Origin of the sequence: Sphingomonas sp. HT-1 (assembly GCF_048568905.1) — a bacterium.
Lineage (GTDB): Bacteria > Pseudomonadota > Alphaproteobacteria > Sphingomonadales > Sphingomonadaceae > Sphingomonas.
In genome coordinates this window covers 318,783-339,813 of record NZ_CP183770.1, presented here as the reverse complement: position 1 = coordinate 339,813, position 21,031 = coordinate 318,783, and the positions used below count along the sequence as shown (strand labels likewise).

General features: G+C 66.0%; 11 protein-coding genes. 5 read left to right on the top strand and 6 right to left on the bottom strand.

Going from position 1 to position 21,031, the window contains the following annotated elements:
- Positions 1 to 100 precede the first annotated feature (100 nt).
- The 5 genes from ACNFJ7_RS01620 to ACNFJ7_RS01600 all read left to right on the top strand — a co-directional run bounded on the left by ACNFJ7_RS01620 (position 101) and on the right by ACNFJ7_RS01600 (position 11,508).
- Positions 101 to 2,938: a TonB-dependent receptor gene (locus ACNFJ7_RS01620; protein WP_019370287.1), complete on the top strand. Its 2,838-nt coding sequence runs from the start codon at positions 101 to 103 to the stop codon at positions 2,936 to 2,938.
- A gap of 65 nt (positions 2,939 to 3,003) precedes the next feature.
- On the top strand, positions 3,004 to 4,515 hold the full coding sequence (locus ACNFJ7_RS01615; RefSeq protein WP_019370286.1) for a tryptophan halogenase family protein: 1,512 nt from the start codon (positions 3,004 to 3,006) through the stop codon (positions 4,513 to 4,515).
- A complete protein-coding gene (locus tag ACNFJ7_RS01610; protein WP_019370285.1) occupies positions 4,512 to 6,305 on the top strand; it encodes an alpha-amylase family glycosyl hydrolase in 1,794 nt (597 codons plus the stop codon). The genes ACNFJ7_RS01615 and ACNFJ7_RS01610 overlap by 4 nt, the downstream gene beginning before the upstream one ends.
- Positions 6,306 to 6,310: 5 nt before the next feature.
- A complete protein-coding gene (locus ACNFJ7_RS01605; RefSeq protein WP_019370284.1) occupies positions 6,311 to 7,918 on the top strand; it encodes an alpha-glucosidase in 1,608 nt (535 codons plus the stop codon).
- A gap of 482 nt (positions 7,919 to 8,400) precedes the next feature.
- Positions 8,401 to 11,508: a TonB-dependent receptor gene (locus ACNFJ7_RS01600; RefSeq protein ID WP_019370283.1), complete on the top strand. Its 3,108-nt coding sequence runs from the start codon at positions 8,401 to 8,403 to the stop codon at positions 11,506 to 11,508.
- 67 nt (positions 11,509 to 11,575) lie between these two features.
- Here the strand turns inward: ACNFJ7_RS01600 and ACNFJ7_RS01595 are convergent, their stop codons facing one another.
- The 6 genes from ACNFJ7_RS01595 to kduD all read right to left on the bottom strand — a co-directional run bounded on the left by ACNFJ7_RS01595 (position 11,576) and on the right by kduD (position 20,937).
- Positions 11,576 to 12,916 carry a pectate lyase gene (locus ACNFJ7_RS01595; protein WP_019370282.1) on the bottom strand — a complete coding sequence of 447 codons (1,341 nt, stop codon included), beginning with the start codon at positions 12,914 to 12,916 and terminating at the stop codon, positions 11,576 to 11,578.
- Entirely contained in the window at positions 12,916 to 16,227 is a 3,312-nt protein-coding gene (locus ACNFJ7_RS01590; protein ID WP_019370281.1) for a TonB-dependent receptor domain-containing protein, read from the bottom strand. Before ACNFJ7_RS01590 ends, ACNFJ7_RS01595 begins: the two co-directional genes overlap by 1 nt.
- Before the next feature lie 302 nt (positions 16,228 to 16,529).
- Positions 16,530 to 17,564 (bottom strand): LacI family DNA-binding transcriptional regulator, encoded by a 1,035-nt coding sequence (locus tag ACNFJ7_RS01585; protein WP_019370280.1) that lies wholly within the window; start codon positions 17,562 to 17,564, stop codon positions 16,530 to 16,532.
- Positions 17,565 to 17,630: 66 nt separating this feature from the next.
- Positions 17,631 to 19,169, bottom strand: coding sequence for a carboxylesterase/lipase family protein (locus tag ACNFJ7_RS01580; RefSeq protein WP_019370279.1), 1,539 nt, complete (start codon positions 19,167 to 19,169; stop codon positions 17,631 to 17,633).
- The gene (locus ACNFJ7_RS01575; RefSeq protein ID WP_019370278.1) at positions 19,166 to 20,170 is read right to left on the bottom strand and encodes a sugar kinase; all 1,005 of its coding nucleotides are present in this window, start codon (positions 20,168 to 20,170) and stop codon (positions 19,166 to 19,168) included. Before ACNFJ7_RS01575 ends, ACNFJ7_RS01580 begins: the two co-directional genes overlap by 4 nt.
- Positions 20,167 to 20,937 (bottom strand): 2-dehydro-3-deoxy-D-gluconate 5-dehydrogenase KduD, encoded by a 771-nt coding sequence (gene kduD, locus ACNFJ7_RS01570; protein ID WP_019370277.1) that lies wholly within the window; start codon positions 20,935 to 20,937, stop codon positions 20,167 to 20,169. Before kduD ends, ACNFJ7_RS01575 begins: the two co-directional genes overlap by 4 nt.
- Between the last annotated feature and the right edge of the window lie 94 nt (positions 20,938 to 21,031).

Here is a 21,031-nt window from a genome sequence, read left to right as displayed (position 1 = left end):
CAAGAAGAGGTGCAGCACTGCGCAGATCCGGCGCATCCCGCATGGGGCGGGCACCATCCGGCCATCAAGAGCCCGGAGCAGAGACGAATTGGGGAGAGACATGTTGCTTCGCACCTTCCGCGGCCCGCGTGCCGCCCGCATCGCGCTTGGCGCCAGCGCCGCCGCGATCGCCTTCAGCTTCACCACCGCCGCCGCCCTAGCGCAGGACGCCGCGACCCCGCCGGCCGACATGCCGGCAAGCGACACGCAGGATAGCGCCACCGGCGGCGAGATCGTCGTCACCGGCTTCCGCGCGGCGCTCGCATCCTCGGCGAACATCAAGCGCAACAACACGATGATCGTCGATTCGGTATCGTCCGAGGACATTGGCAAGCTGCCCGACGTGTCGATCGCAGACTCGCTCGCCCGCATCCCGGGCGTCACCGCGCAGCGGCTGGAAGGCCGCGACCAGCGCCTGTCGATCCGCGGCCTGGGGCCCGATTTCTCCACCACGCTGCTGAACGGCCGCGAGCAGGTGACGGTGGGCGACAATCGCGGCGTCGAATATGATCAGTATCCGTCGGAATTCTTCCGCAACGTCAACGTCTACAAGTCGGCCGATGCGTCGCTGATCGCCGCAGGCATCGCCGGCACGGTCGATTTGCGCATGCTTCGTCCGCTCGATCAATCGAAGCGCACCTTCGTCGTCGCGGCGCGTGGCCAGCTGAACGAGCAGAAGGCGCTCAACCCCGACGGCACCCGCTATGGCTATCGTGCGTCGGCGACGTTCGTCGACAAGTTCGCCGGCGACACGCTGGGTATCGCGATCGGCCTTTCGGCGCAGAACACGCCGACCCAGATCGAGCGCTATGCCGCCTGGGGCTTCCCGAACGAGACCGCCGCCGGCGGCAATCTCTTCCTCGGCGGCGCGAAGCCCTATGTGCAGTCCAACCTGCTCAAGCGCTATGGCGGCGTCGCCACGGTGGAATGGGAACCGAGCGATAACTTCCATTCGACCTTCGACGCGCTTTATTCGCACTTCCAGGAAACCCAGCGCCTGCGCGGCATCGAATTCCCGATTGCACCGCAATGGGGATCGAACGCCGTGATTCAGCCCGGTTACACGGTGCAGAACGGCCTGGTCACCAGCGCCACGCTGAGCAACGTCGTCGCCGTCCAGCGTAACGACTTCAACGATCGCAAGGCCGAAAACCTGTCGCTGGGCTGGAACAACGATTTCAAGCTGAGCGACAGCGTTCACTTTGTCGTCGACGCCAGCTGGAGCCGCGCCACCCGCACCGACTTCCTGCTCGAAACCTATTCGGGCACGGGCTACAACTCCACCGGCGCCAAGGACACGATCCGGATCAACCAGAACGCGAACGGCACCTACAGCATCGTGCCGACGCTGGATTACACCAACACGAGCGTGATCCGGCTGACCGATCCGCGCGGCTGGGGGTTCAACGGCACCCAGTCCGTCGTCCAGGCCGGCTTCCTCAACCGGCCGGACTTCGAGGACGACCTGAAATCGCTGCGCGCCAGCTTCAACGGCGAGTTCAGCGGCAGCGTGGTGAAGGGCTGGGAAGTCGGCGCGAACTTCAGCCGCCGCGAGAAGCAGAGCCGCTACACATCGTTCTTCCTGTGCCCGCCGGGTGCCGGCACCAACTGCACGATCGCCAGCGGCACGCCGACCAGCTTCGCGGTGCCTGCGGACGCGGTGCTAAGCGAGCCGGTGGCGCTGGCCTATCTGGGCGTGCCGAAGATGCTGACCTATGATCCGCTGAAGGTGTACAGCCAGCTGCGTTCGGTGTTCGACAATCGCCCGGACTCGCTGGTGCGCGACAACGTCGTGACCGAGAAGGTCTATACCGGCTATGCCAAGCTGGTGATCGACGGCCTTGTCGGCGGCAAGGCACTGAAGGGCACGCTTGGCCTGCAGGTGGTGCATACCGACCAAGGCTCCTCTGGCGCGATCGCCGCGCTGCAGAACGGCGTCGTCACCACGTCACCGGTCGCAGACAGCACCAAATACACCAACTTCCTGCCCTCGGCGACGTTCAGCCTGGAACTGATGGACGCCTTCTACGTCAAGCTGGGTGCGGCGCAGACGATGGTCCGCCCCCGCCTGGACCAGGAACGCATCACCCAGGCGGTGAGCATCGATCTTTCCAAGGTGGGCCTGGGCAGCTTGCCGCAGAACAGCCCGTTCAGCTCAAACGGCGGCAATTTCCGCCTTCGCCCCTATCAATCGACCAACATCGACATCTCGGTAGAGAAGTATCTGCGCGGTGGCGGCTATCTGGCGCTGACCGGCTTCTACAAGCACCTCACCGACTTCGTCGATCCGAACAACAGCACGCTGTACGACTTCTCGGCGCTGCTGTCGGCGCTGCCCCCGGCGGCGGCGGCGATCGTACGGGCGCAGAACGCGCAGTTCGGCCTAGTGACCACGCCGGACAATACCGGCCGAGGCGACATTCTGGGCGTGGAAGCCACCGCATCGCTGCCGTTCAGCACCTTTACCAGCGCGCTGGACGGGTTCGGCGTGTTCGCCAGCGGCAGCTATGTCGACAGCCGCGTGACCTATGGCAGCAACCCCACCCAGCCGGTGACGCTGCCCGGCCAATCGAAGTGGATCGCCACCGGCACTGCCTATTACGAGAAGAACGGCTTCCAGGCGCGCGCCACCTATCGCTGGCGCGACAGCTTCCTGGCGGAGCTGGCCGGCCTTTCGGCCAACCCGGAATTCCGCACCGGCAAGGCGGAAGGGGTGCTGGATGCCCAGATCGGCTATGAATTCCAGGCCGGTCCGCTGAAGGGCCTCGCGATCCTGGCGCAGGCAAAGAACCTGACCGACCAGCCGTTCGTCACCACCGAGGCCGGCGACCAGCGCCTGGTCCGCGAATATCAGCGCTACGGCCGGGACTATTATCTCGGCATCACGTACAAGTTCTGACGGTTGGCCGCCCGGTTCCCCCGCAGGGAGCCGGGCGCCACCTGCCGGCACCGGAAGGGTAGGCCATGGCATCCACAGCACCCTATCGCATCGTCGTCGCCGGCGGCGGCACCGCCGGATGGATGGCGGCCGCCGCGCTGGTCCGGTTCCTGGGGGCCGGCTTCACCGTCTCGCTCGTCGAATCGGATGCGATCGGCACGGTGGGCGTGGGCGAAGCGACTATTCCGCAGATCCGGATGTTCAACGCCAGCCTGGGCATCGACGAGGACGCGTTCGTCGCCGCCACCCAGGCGAGCTACAAGCTGGCGATCGAGTTCGTCGGCTGGACCAAAAGCGGGCGCTACATGCACGCCTTTGGCGAGGTTGGCCGCGACAACGGCCTGCTCGCCTTCCGCCACACCTGGCTGCGCGGAATGGCCGAGGGCGTGGCCGAGCCGCTGGCCGCTTATGCGCTCAACAATGTCGCGGCACTCGGCAACCGGATGCAGCGTGGGCCCGCCCGCACCGCCCGCGTACTGCCGGAAATGCCCTATGCCTTCCATTTCGATGCGGGTCTCTATGCTCGCTTCCTGCGCGACTATGCCGAAGCGCGGGGCGTGGTGCGGCACGAGGGACGGATCGAAGCAGTCGCGCGGGCGGGGGAGGACGGCAATCTGCAGGCGCTGCACCTCGACGGCGATCGCCGGATCGAAGGCGACCTGTTTCTCGACTGCACCGGCTTCCATGCGCGGCTGATCGGCGAGGCGATGGGCGTTGGCTATCGCGACTGGTCGCACTGGCTGCCGTGCGACCGCGCGTTGGCGGTGCCCAGCGCGCGTGCACGCGATTTCACCCCCTATACCCGCGCCACCGCGCACGGGGCCGGCTGGCAGTGGCGGATTCCGCTGCAGCACCGCACGGGCAACGGCATCGTCTATTCGAGCCGGCATCTGTCGGACGATGCGGCCGCCGCGGCGCTGCTAGCCGGACTGGACGAGCCCGCGCTCGCCGATCCGCGGCCGCTGCGCTTCACGGCGGGGCGCCGGGAGCAGTGCTGGGCGGGCAACGTCATCGCGCTCGGCCTTGCCAGCGGGTTCCTGGAGCCGCTGGAATCGACGAGCATCCACCTCATCCAGTCGGCGATCGAGCGCGTGCTGACGCTGTTGCCGGGCGCCCGCGCGATCGCGCCGCTGCGCAACCGCTACAACCGGCAGGCCGCGCAGGAGATGGAGCGGATCCGCGACTTCCTGACCCTGCATTACTGGGCGAACGATCGCGACGAGCCCTTCTGGCGCGAACGCCGCGAGGCGCCCCTGCCCGACGGCCTTGCCGAGAAGATCGCGCTGTGGCGCGCGAGCGGCGAGATCGACCGCGAGGACGGCGATCTGTTCAGCGACGTCGCCTGGCTACAGGTGCTCGCCGGCCAGGGCATCGCGGCGGAGGGTCATCACCCGCTCGCCGATGCGCCGCCGGCCGCGCAGATCGCCGAGTATCTCGACCTCATCGCCAAGCTTAATGCGCGCGAGGCCGCGCAGATGGCCCCCCATAGCGAGTTCGTCCGCGCGCACGGCGCTGCGGACGCGGAGATTGCCGCATGATCCGTTCCACCGCCCTCGCCCTGATCGCCGCCGCGCTCGCCGCGACTCCGGCCATGGCGCAGACCTATCGCGACCGGCTGCCCGAGGACGAGGTGCTCTACTTCCTCCTCCCCGACCGCTTCGACAATGGCGACCCCACCAATGATCGCGGCGGGCTGACCGGCGACCGGCTGGTCACCGGTTTCGATCCTGCGTCCAAGGGCTTCTATCATGGCGGCGATCTGAAGGGCGCGATCCAGCGGCTCGACTATATCCAGGCGCTGGGCGCCACCGCGATCTGGGTCGGCCCGATCTTCAAGAACAAGCCGGTGCAGGGGCCGAAGGGGCAGGAATCGGCGGGCTATCACGGCTATTGGATCACCGATTTCACCCAGGTCGATCCGCATTTCGGCACCAACGCCGAGTTCAAGGCGCTGGTGGATGCCGCACACAAGCGGAGCATCAAGGTCTATATGGACATCGTGGTGAACCACACGGCGGACGTGATCCAGTATCGCGAATGCGGCGACTGCAGCTATCGCAGCCGCGCCGACTATCCTTACAGCCGTAAAGGGGGCGTCGCCGGCACGGCCATCAACCCTGGCTTCAGCGGCGACGACGATCACAGCGCCGCCAACTTCGCCAGGCTCACTCGCCCGGACTATGCCTATACGCCGGCGGTGCCCGAGGCGGAGCGGAACGTGAAGGTGCCCGCCTGGCTCAACGATCCGATCTATTACCACAATCGCGGCAACTCGTCCTTTGCGGGCGAGAGCTCGACCATGGGCGATTTCGTCGGCCTAGACGACCTGATGACCGAGCATCCGCGTGTCGTTGCCGGGATGATCGACATTTTCGGCGGCTGGATCGATCGCTTCGGCATCGACGGCTTCCGCGTCGACACCGCGCGGCATGTGAACCCGGAGTTTTGGCAGGCCTTCGTCCCGGCAATGCTGGCCCGCGCCAAGGCGAAGGGGATCCCTAACTTCCACATCTTCGGCGAGGTCGCCGATCCAGAAGTCGCCGCGCTGGCCCGCCACACCCGCGTCGACAAGTTCCCCGCAGTGCTCGACTTCGCCTTCAACCAGGCGGTGATCGATGTTGCCGGCGGCAAGGGGACCGATCGCCTCGCAAAGGTGTTCGCGGCGGACGTGCTGTACGAGGGCGGCGAGAAGACCGCGCACCGCCTGCCCACCTTCGTCAGCAACCATGACGCGGGCCGCGCCGCCACCTTCATCAAGCAGGCCAATCCGAAGATCAGCCAGGCCGAACTGCTCCAGCGGGTCGAGCTCGCCCAGGCAATGCTCCTGCTGCTGCGCGGCGTGCCGACCATTTATTCGGGCGACGAGCAGGGCTTCGTCAGCGACGGCAACGACCAGGACGCGCGCGAGGACATGTTCGGGAGCAAGGTGGCCAGCTACAACGACAATCACCTGCTCGGCACCGACGCGACCACCGCCACGCCCAGCTTCAACCTCGGCCATCCGCTGTTTCGCGAGATCGCGACGCTCGCCCGGCTGCGGACCAGCCACCCGGCGCTCACCCGCGGGCGGCAGGTCACGCGTTTCGCCAGCGACAAGCCGGGTCTGTTCGCCGTCTCACGCTTCGATCCGAGGACCGGCGCGGAGACAGTGATCGCCTTCAACACCAGCCCTGAGCCCTGGACGGGCAACGTCCAGGTCGAGGCCGGCTCCACCGCCTTCCGCACCCTGGCAGGTGCCTGCCCTGCCAGCGCCTCTGCCCCCGGCAGCCTCACCCTTTCCCTTCCCGCCTTCGGCTTCGCCGTCTGCGCGGCCGGAGCCTCCAAGTGAACCTAATGTCGATGCGTGACCTCTCCACCGAAACTCGGCCGTGGTGGCGCGGCGCGGTGATCTACCAGATCTATCCACGCAGCTTTGCGGACTCGAACGGCGACGGCATCGGCGACCTGCCCGGCATCACCGCGCGGCTCGATCATGTCGCGGCGCTGGGCGTGGACGCGGTGTGGATCTCGCCCTTCTTCACGTCACCGATGCGAGATTTTGGCTATGACATCGCCGATTTCTGCGGCGTCGATCCCGTGTTCGGCACGCTCGCCGACTTCGACGCGCTGGTCGCCCGCGCCCATGCGCTCGGCCTCAAGGTGCTGATCGACCAGGTCTATTCGCACAGCTCGGACCAGCATCCCTGGTTCCAGGAGAGCCGCACCAGCCGCACCAACGCACGCGCCGACTGGTATGTCTGGGCCGATGCCAAGCCCGATGGCAGCCCGCCCAACAATTGGCAGTCGGTGTTCGGCGGCCCGGCCTGGACCTGGGACGCTCGGCGCGGCCAATATTATCTCCACAATTTCCTGCGCGAGCAGCCCGACCTAAACTTCCACAATCCGGAGGTGCAGGCTGCCACCCTCGCCACGGCCAAGTTCTGGCTGGATCGCGGCGTCGACGGCTTCCGGCTGGATGCCATCAACTTCACGATGCATGATCCGCAGTTGCGCGATAACCCGCCCGCGCCCGACACGGGATTGCCCCGTACGCGCCCGTTCGACTTCCAGCAGCATGTCTACAACCAGAGCCATGCCGACATTCCGCTGCTGCTCGAGAAACTGCGCGCGCTGGCCGATCTTTATCCCGGCCGCTTCACCGTCGCCGAAGTCGGCGGCCCCGCGCCGGAGGCCGAAATGCACCAATTCACCGCCGGCGAGACGCGGCTCAATAGTGCTTATGGCTTCAACTTCCTCTACGCCGACCGCCTGACGCCCGCGCTGGTGCAGCGCGCGCTCGCCGAATGGCCAGACACGCCGGGCATTGGCTGGCCAAGCTGGGCGTTCGAGAACCACGATGCACCGCGCGCGCTGTCGCGCTGGGTGGCGCCCGAGCATCGCGCTGCATTCGCCGTGATGAAGATGCTGTTGCTGCTTACGCTACGTGGCAATGCAATTCTCTATTATGGCGAGGAACTGGGCCTGACCCAGGTCGATATCGACTTCGCGGACCTGCAGGATCCCGAAGCGATCGCGAACTGGCCGCTTACGCTAAGCCGCGACGGCGCGCGCACGCCGATGCCGTGGGCGGCCGCCGCGCCGAACATCGGCTTCAGCACCGCCCGCCCCTGGCTTCCGCTCGGCCCCGAGCACCGGGCGCTGGCGGTGGACCTGCAGGAGGCCGATCCCACCTCGCTCCTTCAGCACACGCGTCGCCTGATCGCGCTGCGCCGTACCCATCCGGCGCTGGTGGAAGGCGCGATGGAGGTGCTGCACGCGGATGATGCCCTGCTCGTCTTCGCACGCACGCTGGGCGACATGCGGATCCTGTGCGCGTTCAACCTCTCGGCAGCGCCCGTGGCACTCCCCGCAGCCCTGGTGACGCACTGCACGCCAATCGAACAGGTGAACGGCGCGACTCTGGCCGAACTGCCTCCTTATGCGGCGCTTATGGCTCGCTGATCTCGGTCCCCCTCCCCGAGAATCGGGAGGCCCTTCAAGGGGCTGGCGACCGCCAGCCCCTTCTTTTTTGCCGAGGCGTGACTGCAAACGATATCCGCTTCAGCATCAAGATTGGTAATCTTCAAAAAGCAGATGGCCTTACCATTATCCATTTGACCGACAGGCCAAAGCGTGAAAGATAACGCTAACATGACGCCGGCGGTAAAGCGGGCGCGCTCGTGGGATGAGGATAGGATGGCGGGAGAAACTAACTTTTCGTCGTTTCCGGCCGTTTGGCGCGGCTCGTTGCGATGTGGCCTGAGCCCACCCTGACCCCCACCAACTGAGTCTAGCATCGAATATCTTCAGCCCGCGACACGGCGCGTCGCGGGACCGGACCCGTGCATCTTCGGTCGCGCACGTCGGTCCCGAATCCAAACCATCGACCGAAAAAAATTGTCGGCCGTTCGAAAGCGCCGACCGCAATCCGAGGGGACCCTGACATGACGAATACAGCGTTTCACGCCCGGTCGCTGCGCAAGGCACTGCTTTGTGCGACGATGCTGAGCGCCGGTTATGCCGCCACTGCCCAGGCGCAGACCCAGACAACGCCGCCGGCCAGCGTGCCAGAGGCGAGCGCCCCGGCGGCGGACCAGGTGCAGGAAATCGTCGTCACCGGCTATCGCCAGAGCCTTGCCCAGGCGACCAACGCCAAGCGCGAATCCACCGGCTTCACCGATTCGATCTTCGCGGAAGACATCGGCAAGTTCCCGGACACCAACATCGCCGAATCGTTCAACCGCATCCCCGGCATCACGATCGTGCGCGACGTGACCGGCGAAGGTGTGAACGTCGCCATTCGCGGTCTCGGATCGAACTTCACCAATGTGACGCTCAACGGCGCGCCGATCGCGGTCGCTTCCTCCGGCGCCACCGATGCGCAGGGCACCGATCGTTCGGTGGACCTCAGCTTCTTCCCGACCGACCTGTTCACCAAGCTGACCGTGAACAAGAGCTACACCGCCAACCTGCTCGAAGGCGGCGCGGCCGGTAACATCGATCTGCGGTCCGCGCGGCCGTTCGACCGCACCGGCCCTTTCCTTGCCTATAACATCCAGGGTTCGAACCAGACGCCGGAGGACCGGATCGGCGTGCGCGGATCGCTGATCGGCAGCTGGCGCAACGATACGTTCGGCATCCTCGCCGGCGTTTCCGCCCAGCGGCTGTTCACCGATACCCGCGGCTTCGAAACCATCGGTTATACCAATCCGGCGCTCACCGCTGCCCAGTGCGGCGCCACTACGGGCTGCAACAGCACCGGCGGCGGCAACTGGACGATTCCGGCAGTGGTGCCCGCCGGCGCGGGCGCCGGGCTCGTCGCGGGGACGGTGATAGACCGCAACTTCCTGCTCGCCAACAATCCCGGCGCGACGATCCAGCAGATCGACAACGGCCTGCTGCCGCGCCTGGGCCGCAACACCAGCATCCGCGGCCCGCGTGATCGCGTGAACGCCATCGCCAGCGCCGAATGGCGCCCGTCGGACACGCTGCATTTCTATGTGGACGGACTGTACGGCTATAAGAAGAACGTGCTCACCCGCGAGAACGTGGCGTGGATCGTGCGGAACGGCGCCCTCATCCCAACCAACCTGAAGTTCGACAAATCCGATTGCAGCGCGGGCTGCACCGTGACCAGCGGCACCTTCGCCAATGTTCAGTTCTTCAACGAATACCGTCCTTATCGCGAAACGACCGAGCTGTTCAGCATCAACCCCGGCGGCGAATGGACCATTTCCGATACGCTGAAGCTGAACCTGCAGGGCAATTATGCCCGCTCGACCTTCCACCGCGAAAGCCCGACCGTCGGCGCCACCACGCCGCTGGGCCAGAATGCCACGGTCACGTTCAACACCACCGGCGGCATTCCCGAAATCAAGAGCAGCCTGGATCTCAACAATCCGGCGAATTTCGGCTGGTATGCCGGCAGCCGCGTCAACATGCAGGACGAGCGGCGCCGCAACGTCAATAAGGGCGTGCGGGGCGACCTTACCTGGGGTGAGCGTACGCTGAACCTGCAGGTCGGCGGCGCCTTCGACGATGTGTCGCGCCGGATCCGCGGCTTCGACAACACCCAGGCCTGGCAGAACGCCGTGTGCGGCAACAATCCCAACATCTTCGTGCCCGGCCCGAATTCGCAGCCCCCGTGCGAAGGCCTGAACGCGCCCGGTGCAGCGCCGGCCGGCTATCCCACCTATCCGGGCTATGGCACCGGCTACACTGCCGGCCAGACCGGCACCGTCACCTATGGCGGCTCGCTGATCCCGAACTCCGCCTTCCCAAGCTATCTGCGGCCGGGGCCCGCCGGCTTCGTCACCGTGGATTGGGACAAGTTCCGTCAGGCAAGCAACTATGACTTCTACCACGACAACACGCCCGAAAGCGGCGGTTCGAACACCGGCGCCAATGGCGGCCTGATCCGCGAGGTCATCAAGTCCGCCTTCGCCACCATCAACGGCGAGCAGGAACTGGGCGGCAACATGCTGCGCTTCAATGCCGGCCTGCGCTTTGTAAACACGATCCAGACGATCTCGGGACGCGTCAGCTTCGCCGATCCGCGTAACGCCACGGCCAGCGGCGGGCAGATCGCGGACGGCAGCCGCTATCCGAGCGTGGTCAACATCGTCGACACTCGCAACGAATATTCCGAATGGCTGCCGGCGGCCACCATCGCCTATGACGTCAGCGCCAACGCCGTCGTCCGCGTCGCCGCTTCCCGCACGATGACGCGGCCCGATCCTTCGGCGCAGCTGCCGGGCGTGAACTTCGGCGCGCCGTCGGCCGATCAGGCGAGCATCGGCAATCCGGCGCTGGCGCCCTATCTGTCGAACAACATCGACCTCGGCTTCGAATACTATACCGGCCGCGAAGGCGTGATCAGCTTCAACGCCTTCCGCAAATCGATCGAGGGCTTCACCAACACCGCGATCAACACGGTGCCGTTCACCGCGCTGGCGCAATATGGCATCACCTACGACACGCTGAACCCGACCCAGCAGATCGCGATCAACTCGCGCGGCGGACCCAACAGTGCCCAGGTACAGGTGACCAGCCAGGTCAACGTGCCGAATAAGCTGAAGATCAACGGCCTGGAATTCCAGTGGGTCCAACCGCTTGACTTCCTCACCGAAAAGCTCGGCATCCGCGGCTTCGGCTTCAATGCCAACGCCACCCTTGTCGACCAGACCAGCGACGGCCCCGCCACGGCTTTCGGAGTCGCTCCGTTCACGTACAACGTCACCGGCTATTACGAGCGGAACGGCATCATGCTTCGCGTCGCGGTGACCTCACGCGAAGGCTCGCAGAACAGCGGCACGGCGCAGAACGGCATCCCGGCGGCGGCGCTGTACGGCACCACCTACACCAGCTGGGACTTCTCCTCGGCGTTCGATCTCGACAAGATCTTCGGCGTCAAGCAGGCGCCGCAGCTGACGATCAACGTCGCCAACTTCAACAATGCGACGCTGCGTTCCTACTTCCAGTTCGAGAACGCGACGTTCACCCAGTACAAGCCCGGCCGGCAGTTCCTGATCGGCCTGCGCGGCAGCTTCTGACGCGACGAGGGGCGGCCACATGAGCGGCCGCCCCTCTTTTTTTTGTTCTGTTGTACTGAGTCGCTGCTCAGCCGCGTACTGCGGCCATTTCCGCGAGCCACTCCTCCAGATTCGTCCAGCCGTCGCGATTGCGATCCGCCGCGCCGTCGTTGGGGTCGTGCGGATTGAGGCCGTGCGCGGCTTCCCAGCCATCGGGAATGCCGTCCCGGTCGCTGTCCTGGGGCGCCGGCAGGCTGTTCAGTTCGGGCCAGCCGCCCACGTCCCGCTGACTGTCGATCTGGCGGCCGCTGCGATCCCGCACGCCGGCGACAATCCGCGCATCGACGCTGTCGCGCACCTTCGAGGCACCCGCCTCGGCGAGCACGCGCGCATAGGCGTCGGCGGCGGCGTGCCGGGTGACCGCGGGCATCGGCACAGGCTCCGCCAGCCGGTAGCCGTCCGGCGCGATGCCATCGACCAAGCTCCACGGATCGGCGGGGATGCTGCCGTTCATGCTGTTGCCCGCGAACCAGGCCCTGGCCAGCGTGTTGCTTTCATGGAAGGCGATCGGCTTGCGCGACTGCGGGCCCATGACATAGGCGTTGTCGACGAAATTGTAGCGCGCGAGCGTCGCCTTGTCGGCATTGTAGCCGGACCAGTTGTTGCCCCAATTGTAGAAGACGTTGGAGCGGAAATCGAAAAAGGCGCCGAGCGGGTCCTGATCGGGACCGCTGTAATTGCCGGGGCGTGGCATGCGCGCGGCGTGGTTCGCCCACAGATTGTGGTGGAAGCTGATCTTCGCCCCCTGCCCGCCTCGGATCAGGCTGCCATAGCCATGCTCGCCCTTGGCGTGGAGCGAATGGGTCAGCGATTCCGCGATAATCGACCATTGCACGGTCAGATCCCAGAAGCCCTCACCGGGCTTGCTGTAATTGGCCGAGGCCGAGAGCGTCTCGTCGACCGACCAACTCGCCGAGACATGGTCGAGGATGATGCGGTGCCCGCCATGGATCCAGATCGCATCGGATTCGGTGCCCGATTCGTCCCCCAGCCGTGCGCGGATATAGCGGATCACCACATCGTCGGCGTCCACCTCCAGTGGGTGATCGCGCAGAGTGATGCCGTCGCCCGGCGCGGACTGGCCGGCGATCGTCACGCGCCCTTCGCGGATCCGCAGCGGTTTGGCGAGCCGGATCGTGCCGGACGTGCGGAACAGGATCGTGCGCGGCCCGGGCGTTTCCACCGCCGCGCGCAGGCTGCCAGGACCGGCATCGGCGAGCGTGGTGACGAACAACACCTTGCCACCGCGCCCGCCCAAGGCCGCGGCCCCGGCACCTTCGGCGCCGGGAAAGGCGGGGACCGGCCGCTCCTGTGCGATCGCAGGCGCCGCCGATGCGAGCAGCAGCGCCAGCGCCGAAGCCTGCCGCATCAGAAGCTCAGCCGCACGCCGGCGGTGATGATACGGCCGGTGCTGCCATAGATCTGGGACACCGGATTGGCGGCGTACATCGTGCGATACTGGACCTGATTGGTCAGGTTGCGTCCTTCCAGCGTGAAGCGCGCGAACTTGGTCAGGTTGACCGCGAAGGCTGCGTCGAGGTTGAACTGATCTTCGTTGAAGCCGAAGTCCGCAAGCACCGGCGAGTTGCACGCCGCGCCAGCATTGGTGGTGGTGCCGACCGAACAGGTGCCGGTCGCCAGCGGGAAGCGGTTGACGAAGCGCTTGCGATACGCCCCCGAGAAGCGCAGCGACCAAACCGAATTCTCGTAATAGAGCGTGGCGTTGAACGCATCGGGCGAGGTGTTGAGGAAGGGTCCTTCGGCGAAGGTGTTCTGCGCCGTGCCCACGCCGCCGCCCTGGGTCGTCGACAGCGCGGTGCCGGTCAGATAGCTGAGCGACGAGTCGATATGCGTATAGTTGGCGGTGACGCCCATCTTGTCGAACGGCGCCGGCAGGAACCAGAAATCGGTCTGCAGATTGACTTCGATGCCCTTGATCGTGCCGCCCGGCGCGTCCTTGAACTGCCGCACCGCCCAGGTTCCGCCCGCCTGGGTATAGGCACGCAGCAACGGATCGGTCATCGATGCCAGGATCTGGTTGTAGATCGCCGGCTCGAACACGGTCGAAAGCGGCGCCTCGCCCGCGAGCTGCTGCGGGAAGCTGTCGAGATTCTTCTTGAACAGCGCCACAGCGATCAGGCCGTTGTTGCGGAAATACTTCTCGATGCTGAGATCGAGGTTGGTCGCGCGGAACGGGCTGAGATAGGGATTGCCGACGGTGAGCGAGGGCGCCGAGCCGTTGACCGCCAGCGTGCTCGAAAACGCCGTCGTACCGGGCGTGAGGTTGCCGAGCTGCGGGCGCGACATGACCTTGGCCGCGGCGAAGCGGATCAGCAGCCCGGGCTGCGCCTCCCAGTTGATGTTGGTGGAGGGCAGCCAATCCCAGTATTCGTGGTTCGCCACCACCGGGATGCCGGTGATGCCATCCGCACCGCCGACATTGCCGGCACCCTTCACCTTCGTATTGGCCACCCGGAGGCCGACATTGCCGCGCAGCGGCCCGCCGAGCAGGGTCAGATCATAATCGACCTGGAAGAAGCCGGAAGCGTCCCGCTCTTCCACGCCGCCGCCCTGGCGCCCGTCCGGCACGACCCGGAAGTCACCCCATTTGTTCACGCAGTTGCAGTCGATCCCGAACGCGTTGACGAACTTGTTCAGATCGGGGGCGAAGAAGCTGGTCGGCGTACCGGCGGGCAGGCTCAGTCCCTGGCCGAACCCATAGACGCTGCCAAGATCGGTAACGTTCAGCCTGGCTTCGGCCAGTGTCGGGTTAAGTGCCTCGATCGATTGCGCACGGCGCTGCTGATCGGCGAAGAAGCTGAACTTCTTGTACGTGCCGCCGAACCGCAGCGTCATTTCGGGCACTGCTTCGAAGGCGAAGTTGAGCCGCCCGACCCGATATTCGTTGGTAACCTGGTTCTTGAACACGCGGATGGTGGAAAGGCCCTTCACCAGCGTCCAGCTGTTCGGATCGGCGACGTTAAAGCCCGGATTGAACACCGGCATCTTGCCGCCATCGCGCTCGTCGAACACATACCCATTCCGATCGATCGCGTTGACTTCGGCGAGATAGCCGGTCGCGTCGAACACCGATTTCGACCAGCCGATCGTGCCTTCCATCGTCAGCCGATCGCCGAAATCCTGACGCAGGTTGAGCGTCGCCTGCTTGAATTCGGTCGAGCCGCTCTGGCTGTCGATCGAGCTGCGCCAATCGACGCGATCGAGCTGGAGATAATCGGCCTGCCCCGCCGCATTCACGTTCGCCGCGCGCACAACCGTGTTCGGTCGTCCGATCAGCTGGGTGTAGAACCCGGTTTGGTTGCTGGTCGCTACATAGCCCGGCGAACGCGGATTATTGTAATAGTCATACGCGCTGAGATTGTTCGGATTATAGCTGTTGAAATAGCCCGGCAGCACGCTGCTGCCGTTCAGCTGCTGTCCGCAATCCACGATCGCGCTCTGCACGCAGTTGGGATAGAGCGCCACACGGTCGGCATTGCCGTTGGTGGTGCCCACCGCGCGTAGCGTGTTCTGGGTCACGCGGGTGTTGGTGCCGTTGCGGTTGAGGCCGATCGGGGTGATGCCGGCAAGTTCGCTGTCCTGATCATATTTCGAGTAGACACCGTCGAGGATGATTTCCGTCCGCTCGGTCGGCTGCCACTGGGCGGTGGCGGTCAGGCCCAGCCGCTCATAGGAGAGCCGCTGCCGGTTGATCGAAGGCAGGCCAGGGATGATGGTGGTCGGCGAAAGCTTCGCATAGGCGGCAGGATCCGAGCCGAAGGTCGCCCCGGTGCCGCCGGGCCGCGCAAAGCCATAGACCGGGGGCGTCACGCCGTTGATCTGCGAATTGCGGTACAGATAGTCGAACACGCCGATGCCGCGGCGATAGGAGTCGATCTGCTGTTCCTGCTTCTGATAGGCGCCGGACACGAGCACACCGAAATTGTCGGTCAGCTTGACCGAGGCAAGCCCTGTGAAACGCGGATTCCAGGTCTTCCCGTTCTCGCGATATTCGGCCTCGCCCCCCAGCGCGAAGCGATTGCCCTTATAGGCAAGCGGACGACCGGTAGTGAGATCGATGATCGCGCCGAGCGAGCCTTCATCATTCTCTGCAGCGGTGGACTTCGTGATCTTAACGCCGCCAAACAGTTCGGAAGCGAAGGTGTTGAAATCGAAGCCGCGGCTGCGGTTCGCGCCCGCATCGGACTGGTTGCCGCCGGCGACATTCTGCGCATCGGCGCCGTTCAGCCGCACCGACTGGAAGTCGCCGCCCAGGCCGCGGACCGTGATCGAGCGGCCTTCGCCATTGTCACGATCGATAGAGACGCCCGGCAGGCGCTGGATCGATTCCGCGAGGTTGGCGTCCGGGAAGTCGGCGATATCCTCGGCCGTGATCGCATCGACGATCTGGTTGGAGGCGCGCTTGAGGTTCAGGGCGTTGCGCAGCGACGCACGGAAACCGGTGACAACGATTTCGTCGCCGGTCTGCGGGTCGATCGGCGACGGTTCTTCCTGAATGCTAGCGTCGCGCTGGGCATCCGCCGCTGCCACCGGGTTGCCGGCCTGGGCCTGGGCGTGCGCAGGTGCGCCGAGCCACAGCGCCACGCCGACGGCACCAAGCGATACTCCCATCCGCAGGCCCATGCCGTGCCGGGCTTTCGCGGTTCCGAGATTTGCCATTTCGACCTCCCCTTGTTCGTCTGGACGCCTGCCGAAGTGCCGCGCCTAGGTTCGGGGAGTGATGATGCGAACGCCCGATGCCACACGGCAGTTAGCCGTGCAGACGAATAGCCTGGCGAATCGCGACTTTTCTCTCCCGCGCTCCTGGCGAATCTTCGTCCGCCTTGGCGCAAGCGCTACGTCACGCTTGTTGGCGTGTATTTGTTGCAGCAACCGGCGCTATGTCAACCGGTGTCATAACCCTAGAGCCGATAAATTCTGCTTCCGCTACTTTGGCGCAACAGCGGATCGCGGATGCGGGCCTAGTCGGCGGAGCGCGGCGGCGCGACCGAGGCGCGGTGGATCAGCGTGGAGGGAAACAACGAGGGTTCCTCCACCCCCTGATCGTCTCCAAAAAAGTCGCCGAGCAGCTTGAGCGCGGCCGAACGCCCCATCGAAATGATCGGCCAGTGCACCGTCGTCATCGGCGGCCAGATATGCGAGGCGATGGCAGTATCGTCGAAGCCGATGATCGACAGATCCTCCGGCACGCTCATGCCCCGGCGCCGTGCCGCGTGGAGCGTGGCGGCCGCCATTTCGTCGTTCGACGCGAAGATGGCGGTAGGCCGGGGTGAAAGATCGAGCAGGCGATCGGCCGCCGCCAACCCGCTTTCGAAGGTATAGGTACCATCGGCGATCAGGCTGCGGGGCAGCTTGATCCCGGCTTCGGCCAGAGCCTGTTCGAAGCCCTTGCGCCGCTCGCGCGCCGAGCGGAAGCCGTGCGGCCCCGCGATCAGGCCGATGCGGCGATGACCGAGCGCGATGAGGTGATTTATCGCCTCGACCACGACGTCACTGTCATTGGAGGCGACCATATGCTCGGGCGTATCGAGCGCGGTGGAGCCCATCCGCACATAGCGGGTGCCGAGATCGGCACAGAGCGTCGCCAGCATGTCGTTTTCAGACACCGGTGGCAAAATCAGCACGCCATAGAGCCGCTGCCGCTCCAGAAAGGCGCGTACGTCGGCAAGCATGGTTGAGGAGCCGCGATCGATCGGGCGGACGATCAGTTCGAATTCGGTGTCGCGGATCGCCTCCAGGATCCCGGCCTGGACGTTCATCACCATCTGCGCATTGGGATTGTCGTGGATCAGCCCCAGCAGGAAATTGTGGCGCAGCGCCAGCGCCCGTGCCTGCACATTGGGCACATAGCCCAGGTCCGCGATCACCGCTTCCACGCGGGCGCGGGTATCTTGGTTCAGCAGGGGTGATCGGTTGATGACTCGGCTGACGGTTTTCTTCGAGACGCCGGCGATCCGCGCGACATCGTTGATGGTGGGCTTTCCCGTCTTCTCCATGGGGCGATGCTATACGGCGCCGCGATCGATTGCGATAGGCGCACGCGGCGGCCGCCGCGGCATGGTTCAGCTGCCCGGCTGAATATAGGGAATGCGCGCGAACAGCTCGCGCTCCCAGCGGCGGGGATCGTTGGCCATGCGGCTGTCCGCATCGAACACCATCGTCGCCCGGTCCGGCAGCGTGTAGGGCGCCCAACGAGCAAGCCCGGGCGCGGCCGGCCGGCCGGTTCGGGCGAGCGAAGCGAAGGCGGCCATCATCTGCCGGCTGAGCCGCTGGGCGGCTGGCCCGGTCCCGGCATAGGCTCCTGGCGCCGCCAGCGTGCCGAAGGCGAGCGCGATGTCCATGGTGTGCGGCGCGCCGCGTTCCGGCTGGGTCGGCGAGGCGAAATCCAGCTGGTATACCCATGTCGCCTTGGCACCGGCCGCGGCGCGGGCATCGGCCTCGATCACTTGGCCGCGCCAACTGCGGCCCGCCGTGGTGGCGCGGTAGAACAGATCCTGCGGCGTATCCGAGGGAAAGCGGGCGCGATACGCGGCAACCACCCATTCGGGCAGCACATCGATCTTGAGTTCGGGCCCCATGCGGGCGGCGAGATTGTCCCAGCTCAGCGTGCGGACCCGTTCCGACTTCGGATCGATGAAGGCGCGCGTTTCGTCGTGCGTGTTGCCGAGGATCATCGGCAGCGCGAGCGACTGCGGATTAGCGTCCGGCCAGAAGGGGTGGCGCAGCAGCCATTTCATATCGAGCACCGGCCCAAAATAGACGCCGCCGCCCAGGATCGGATCGCGCGCATCCTGCGCCTCCACCAGCTTTTCGGCCGGCAGCGTTGCCGCCGCATCGATCCCGCCGCCGAGCCGATCCAGATAGGCCTGCGCCCGCGCCGTAGCGTTCATCGGCCCCGACGCGGTGACTTGCTGCCCGCTCATCGTCGCGGCGCTGTGAAACAGCCCCTTGGCGGCGGGCATGCCCATCAATGTGGCGATCTTCGCGCCGCCGCCCGATTGGCCGAACAGGAACACGCGGGAAGGATCGCCGCCAAACGCCGTGATATTGTCGCGGATCCAGCGCAGCGCCAGGATGAGGTCCAACTGGCCGGCGTTGCCGCTATCGGGGAAGCGTGGATCGAACCGGGCGAGGTAGAGATAGCCGAAGGCGTTGAGGCGGTGGTTGACCGTCACCACAACGACATCCTCGCTGCGGGCCAGCGTTGCCCCGTCGTTGAGGGGATCGGTGACGCTGCCGTTGGAATAGGCGCCGCCATGGAAATAGACCATCACCGGCCGCCGCGCTGTGCGCTCGGCGCCGGGCGTCCAGAGATTGAGGAACAGACAGTCCTCAGACTGGGGCTCGTCTTTCAGGCCCCGCTGCGGGCAAATCGGCCCGAACGCCTGCGCGGTGACCTGCGCCCCGCGCGGTTCGGCCGACGGCGCGCGAAACCGCTCCGCCCGGCCGTAGCGAATGCCAAGAAAGCGGGAGAGCCCCCCTTCCCGTGTGCCGGTGAAGCGCCCGGCCGGCGCATCCACCACCGGATCGCCGGCCGCCCAAGCGCGCGATGGCAGGGTGAGCACAAGGCCGCCTGCCAGCACCGCGCGCCGGCTGGTCACCGCCGCACGTCCAGCCCGCCTTCGGCAAAAGCGGCAAGATCAGCGCGGGTGAACAGGCTCGCGTCCCCAGGCAGCGAGTGCTTGAGCGCGGTGAGCGCCAGCCCCGCTTCCGCCATTGCGCGGGCATCGCCGCCCTCCAGCAGGCCGTGCAGCACGCCCGCCGCAAAAGCGTCGCCACCGCCGATCCGATCGACGATGCCGCTGACGCGCAGTTCCTCGGTCTGGTGATGTCCGTCGCGGGTGTCAACGCGTGCCGCGATGCGGTGGCTGTCGACGTCATCGACATGCCGTGCGGTCGAGGCAATCAGCTTCAGTTTCGGGAAAGCCGTGAAGGCAGCTTCCGCCGCTTCGCGTCGCCGCTCCGCGCCATCGCCCGAGAAATGCCCGCCGAGCAGCAGCGAGATGTCGCGGTGGTTGCCGAACAGAATTTCGGCGTGGCCGATCAGTTCGGTCAGCACGCCGCGCGGATCGCTGTCCCACGCTTCCCACAGCTTGGCGCGATAGTTCCCGTCGAACGAGACCGTAATGCCGCGCGCGCTCGCCGCCTCGGCCGCAGCGATGGCGGCAGCGGCGGTGTTGGGACCGAGCGCGGGCGTGATGCCCGACAGGTGCAGCCGGGTTACGCCGGCGAGCAGCGTATCCCAGTCCCACGCCTCGGCAGGCCGGTCCGCGAACACCGAATGGGCGCGATCATAGACGATTTCGGACGCGCGCAGGCCCGCGCCCGGCGTGAGGAAATACAGGCCCATGCGCCCGGCCTCGGCCACCACGTGGCGCGTATCCACGCCGCGCCGGCGCAACTCACCGATCGCGGCGGCGCCCAGCGGATTGGCGGCCACTGCGCTGATCATCGCGACGTCATGGCCCAGACACGCCAGGCCCGTTGCCACATTCGCCTCTGCCCCTGCGATCGCGACGTCGAGCTTCGGCGTCTGCAACAGCAGTTCGCGGCCCGGCGGCGACAGCCGCAGCATCATTTCCCCGAAAAATGCGAACGTCATCGTGCCAGCCAGCCTCCATCCACGGCGAGAACATGGCCCTGCACATAGTCCGCCGCGCGCGAGGCGAGGAAGACCGCAGCGCCGCCCAGATCCTCCGGATCGCCCCAGCGCGCGGCCGGAATGCGCTCGAGAATCTGGCGGTTGCGGGTCTCGTCGGCCTGCAGCGCCGCGGTGTTGTTGGTGGCGATATAGCCCGGCGCGATCGCGTTGACGTTGACGCCCTTTGCCGCCCACTCGTTCGCCAGCAGCTTGGTGAGGCCGCCGATGCCCGACTTGGACGCGGTGTAGCTCGGCACGCGGATGCCGCCCTGGAAGGTCAGCATCGAGGCGATGTTGATGATGCGCCCGCGTTCGCCGGTCTCGCCGAAGCGGCGGACCATGAACTTGCCCGCCGCCTGGCAGAGGAAGAACACTGACTTGAGATTGGTGTCGACCACCGCATCCCAATCCTCCTCGGTGAAATCGAGGCTGTCGGCGCGGCGGATGATCCCGGCATTGTTTACCAGGATGTCGATCTTCCCCAGCTTATCCACAGCTTCGTCCACAACCCTTTGCACAGGGTCGATGGTCGAAAGGTCGGCGGAGATAATCTCGGCGCGGCGGCCGAGCTCGCGCACCTTGCGGACGGTTTCCTCGGCAGGCGTGCGGCCGACGGCGGCGATGTCTGCGCCGGCCGCTGCGAGCGCCAGCGCGATGCCCTGGCCGATGCCGGTATTGGCGCCGGTGATGACGGCCACCTGGCCGGTAAGATCGAAGGGGTTGGTCATGGCATATCCCTCTCCCCCTCCCGCCTGCGGAAAGGGGGCCGGGGGGTGGGCCCCCACTTTCAAAAAGCCCACCGCGCGTGGAAGCCGGGGGCCC

Excerpts from the sequence above, each read along its gene's own strand:
- ACNFJ7_RS01620 (WP_019370287.1), top strand. The coding sequence starts at position 101 with ATGTTGCTTCGCACCTTCCGCGGCCCGCGTGCCGCCCGCATCGCGCTT.
- ACNFJ7_RS01615 (WP_019370286.1), top strand. The coding sequence starts at position 3,004 with ATGGCATCCACAGCACCCTATCGCATCGTCGTCGCCGGCGGCGGCACC.
- ACNFJ7_RS01610 (WP_019370285.1), top strand. The coding sequence starts at position 4,512 with ATGATCCGTTCCACCGCCCTCGCCCTGATCGCCGCCGCGCTCGCCGCG.
- ACNFJ7_RS01605 (WP_019370284.1), top strand. The coding sequence starts at position 6,311 with ATGTCGATGCGTGACCTCTCCACCGAAACTCGGCCGTGGTGGCGCGGC.
- ACNFJ7_RS01600 (WP_019370283.1), top strand. The coding sequence starts at position 8,401 with ATGACGAATACAGCGTTTCACGCCCGGTCGCTGCGCAAGGCACTGCTT.
- ACNFJ7_RS01595 (WP_019370282.1), bottom strand. The coding sequence starts at position 12,916 with ATGCGGCAGGCTTCGGCGCTGGCGCTGCTGCTCGCATCGGCGGCGCCT.
- ACNFJ7_RS01590 (WP_019370281.1), bottom strand. The coding sequence starts at position 16,227 with ATGGCAAATCTCGGAACCGCGAAAGCCCGGCACGGCATGGGCCTGCGG.
- ACNFJ7_RS01585 (WP_019370280.1), bottom strand. The coding sequence starts at position 17,564 with ATGGAGAAGACGGGAAAGCCCACCATCAACGATGTCGCGCGGATCGCC.
- ACNFJ7_RS01575 (WP_019370278.1), bottom strand. The coding sequence starts at position 20,170 with ATGACGTTCGCATTTTTCGGGGAAATGATGCTGCGGCTGTCGCCGCCG.
- kduD (WP_019370277.1), bottom strand. The coding sequence starts at position 20,937 with ATGACCAACCCCTTCGATCTTACCGGCCAGGTGGCCGTCATCACCGGC.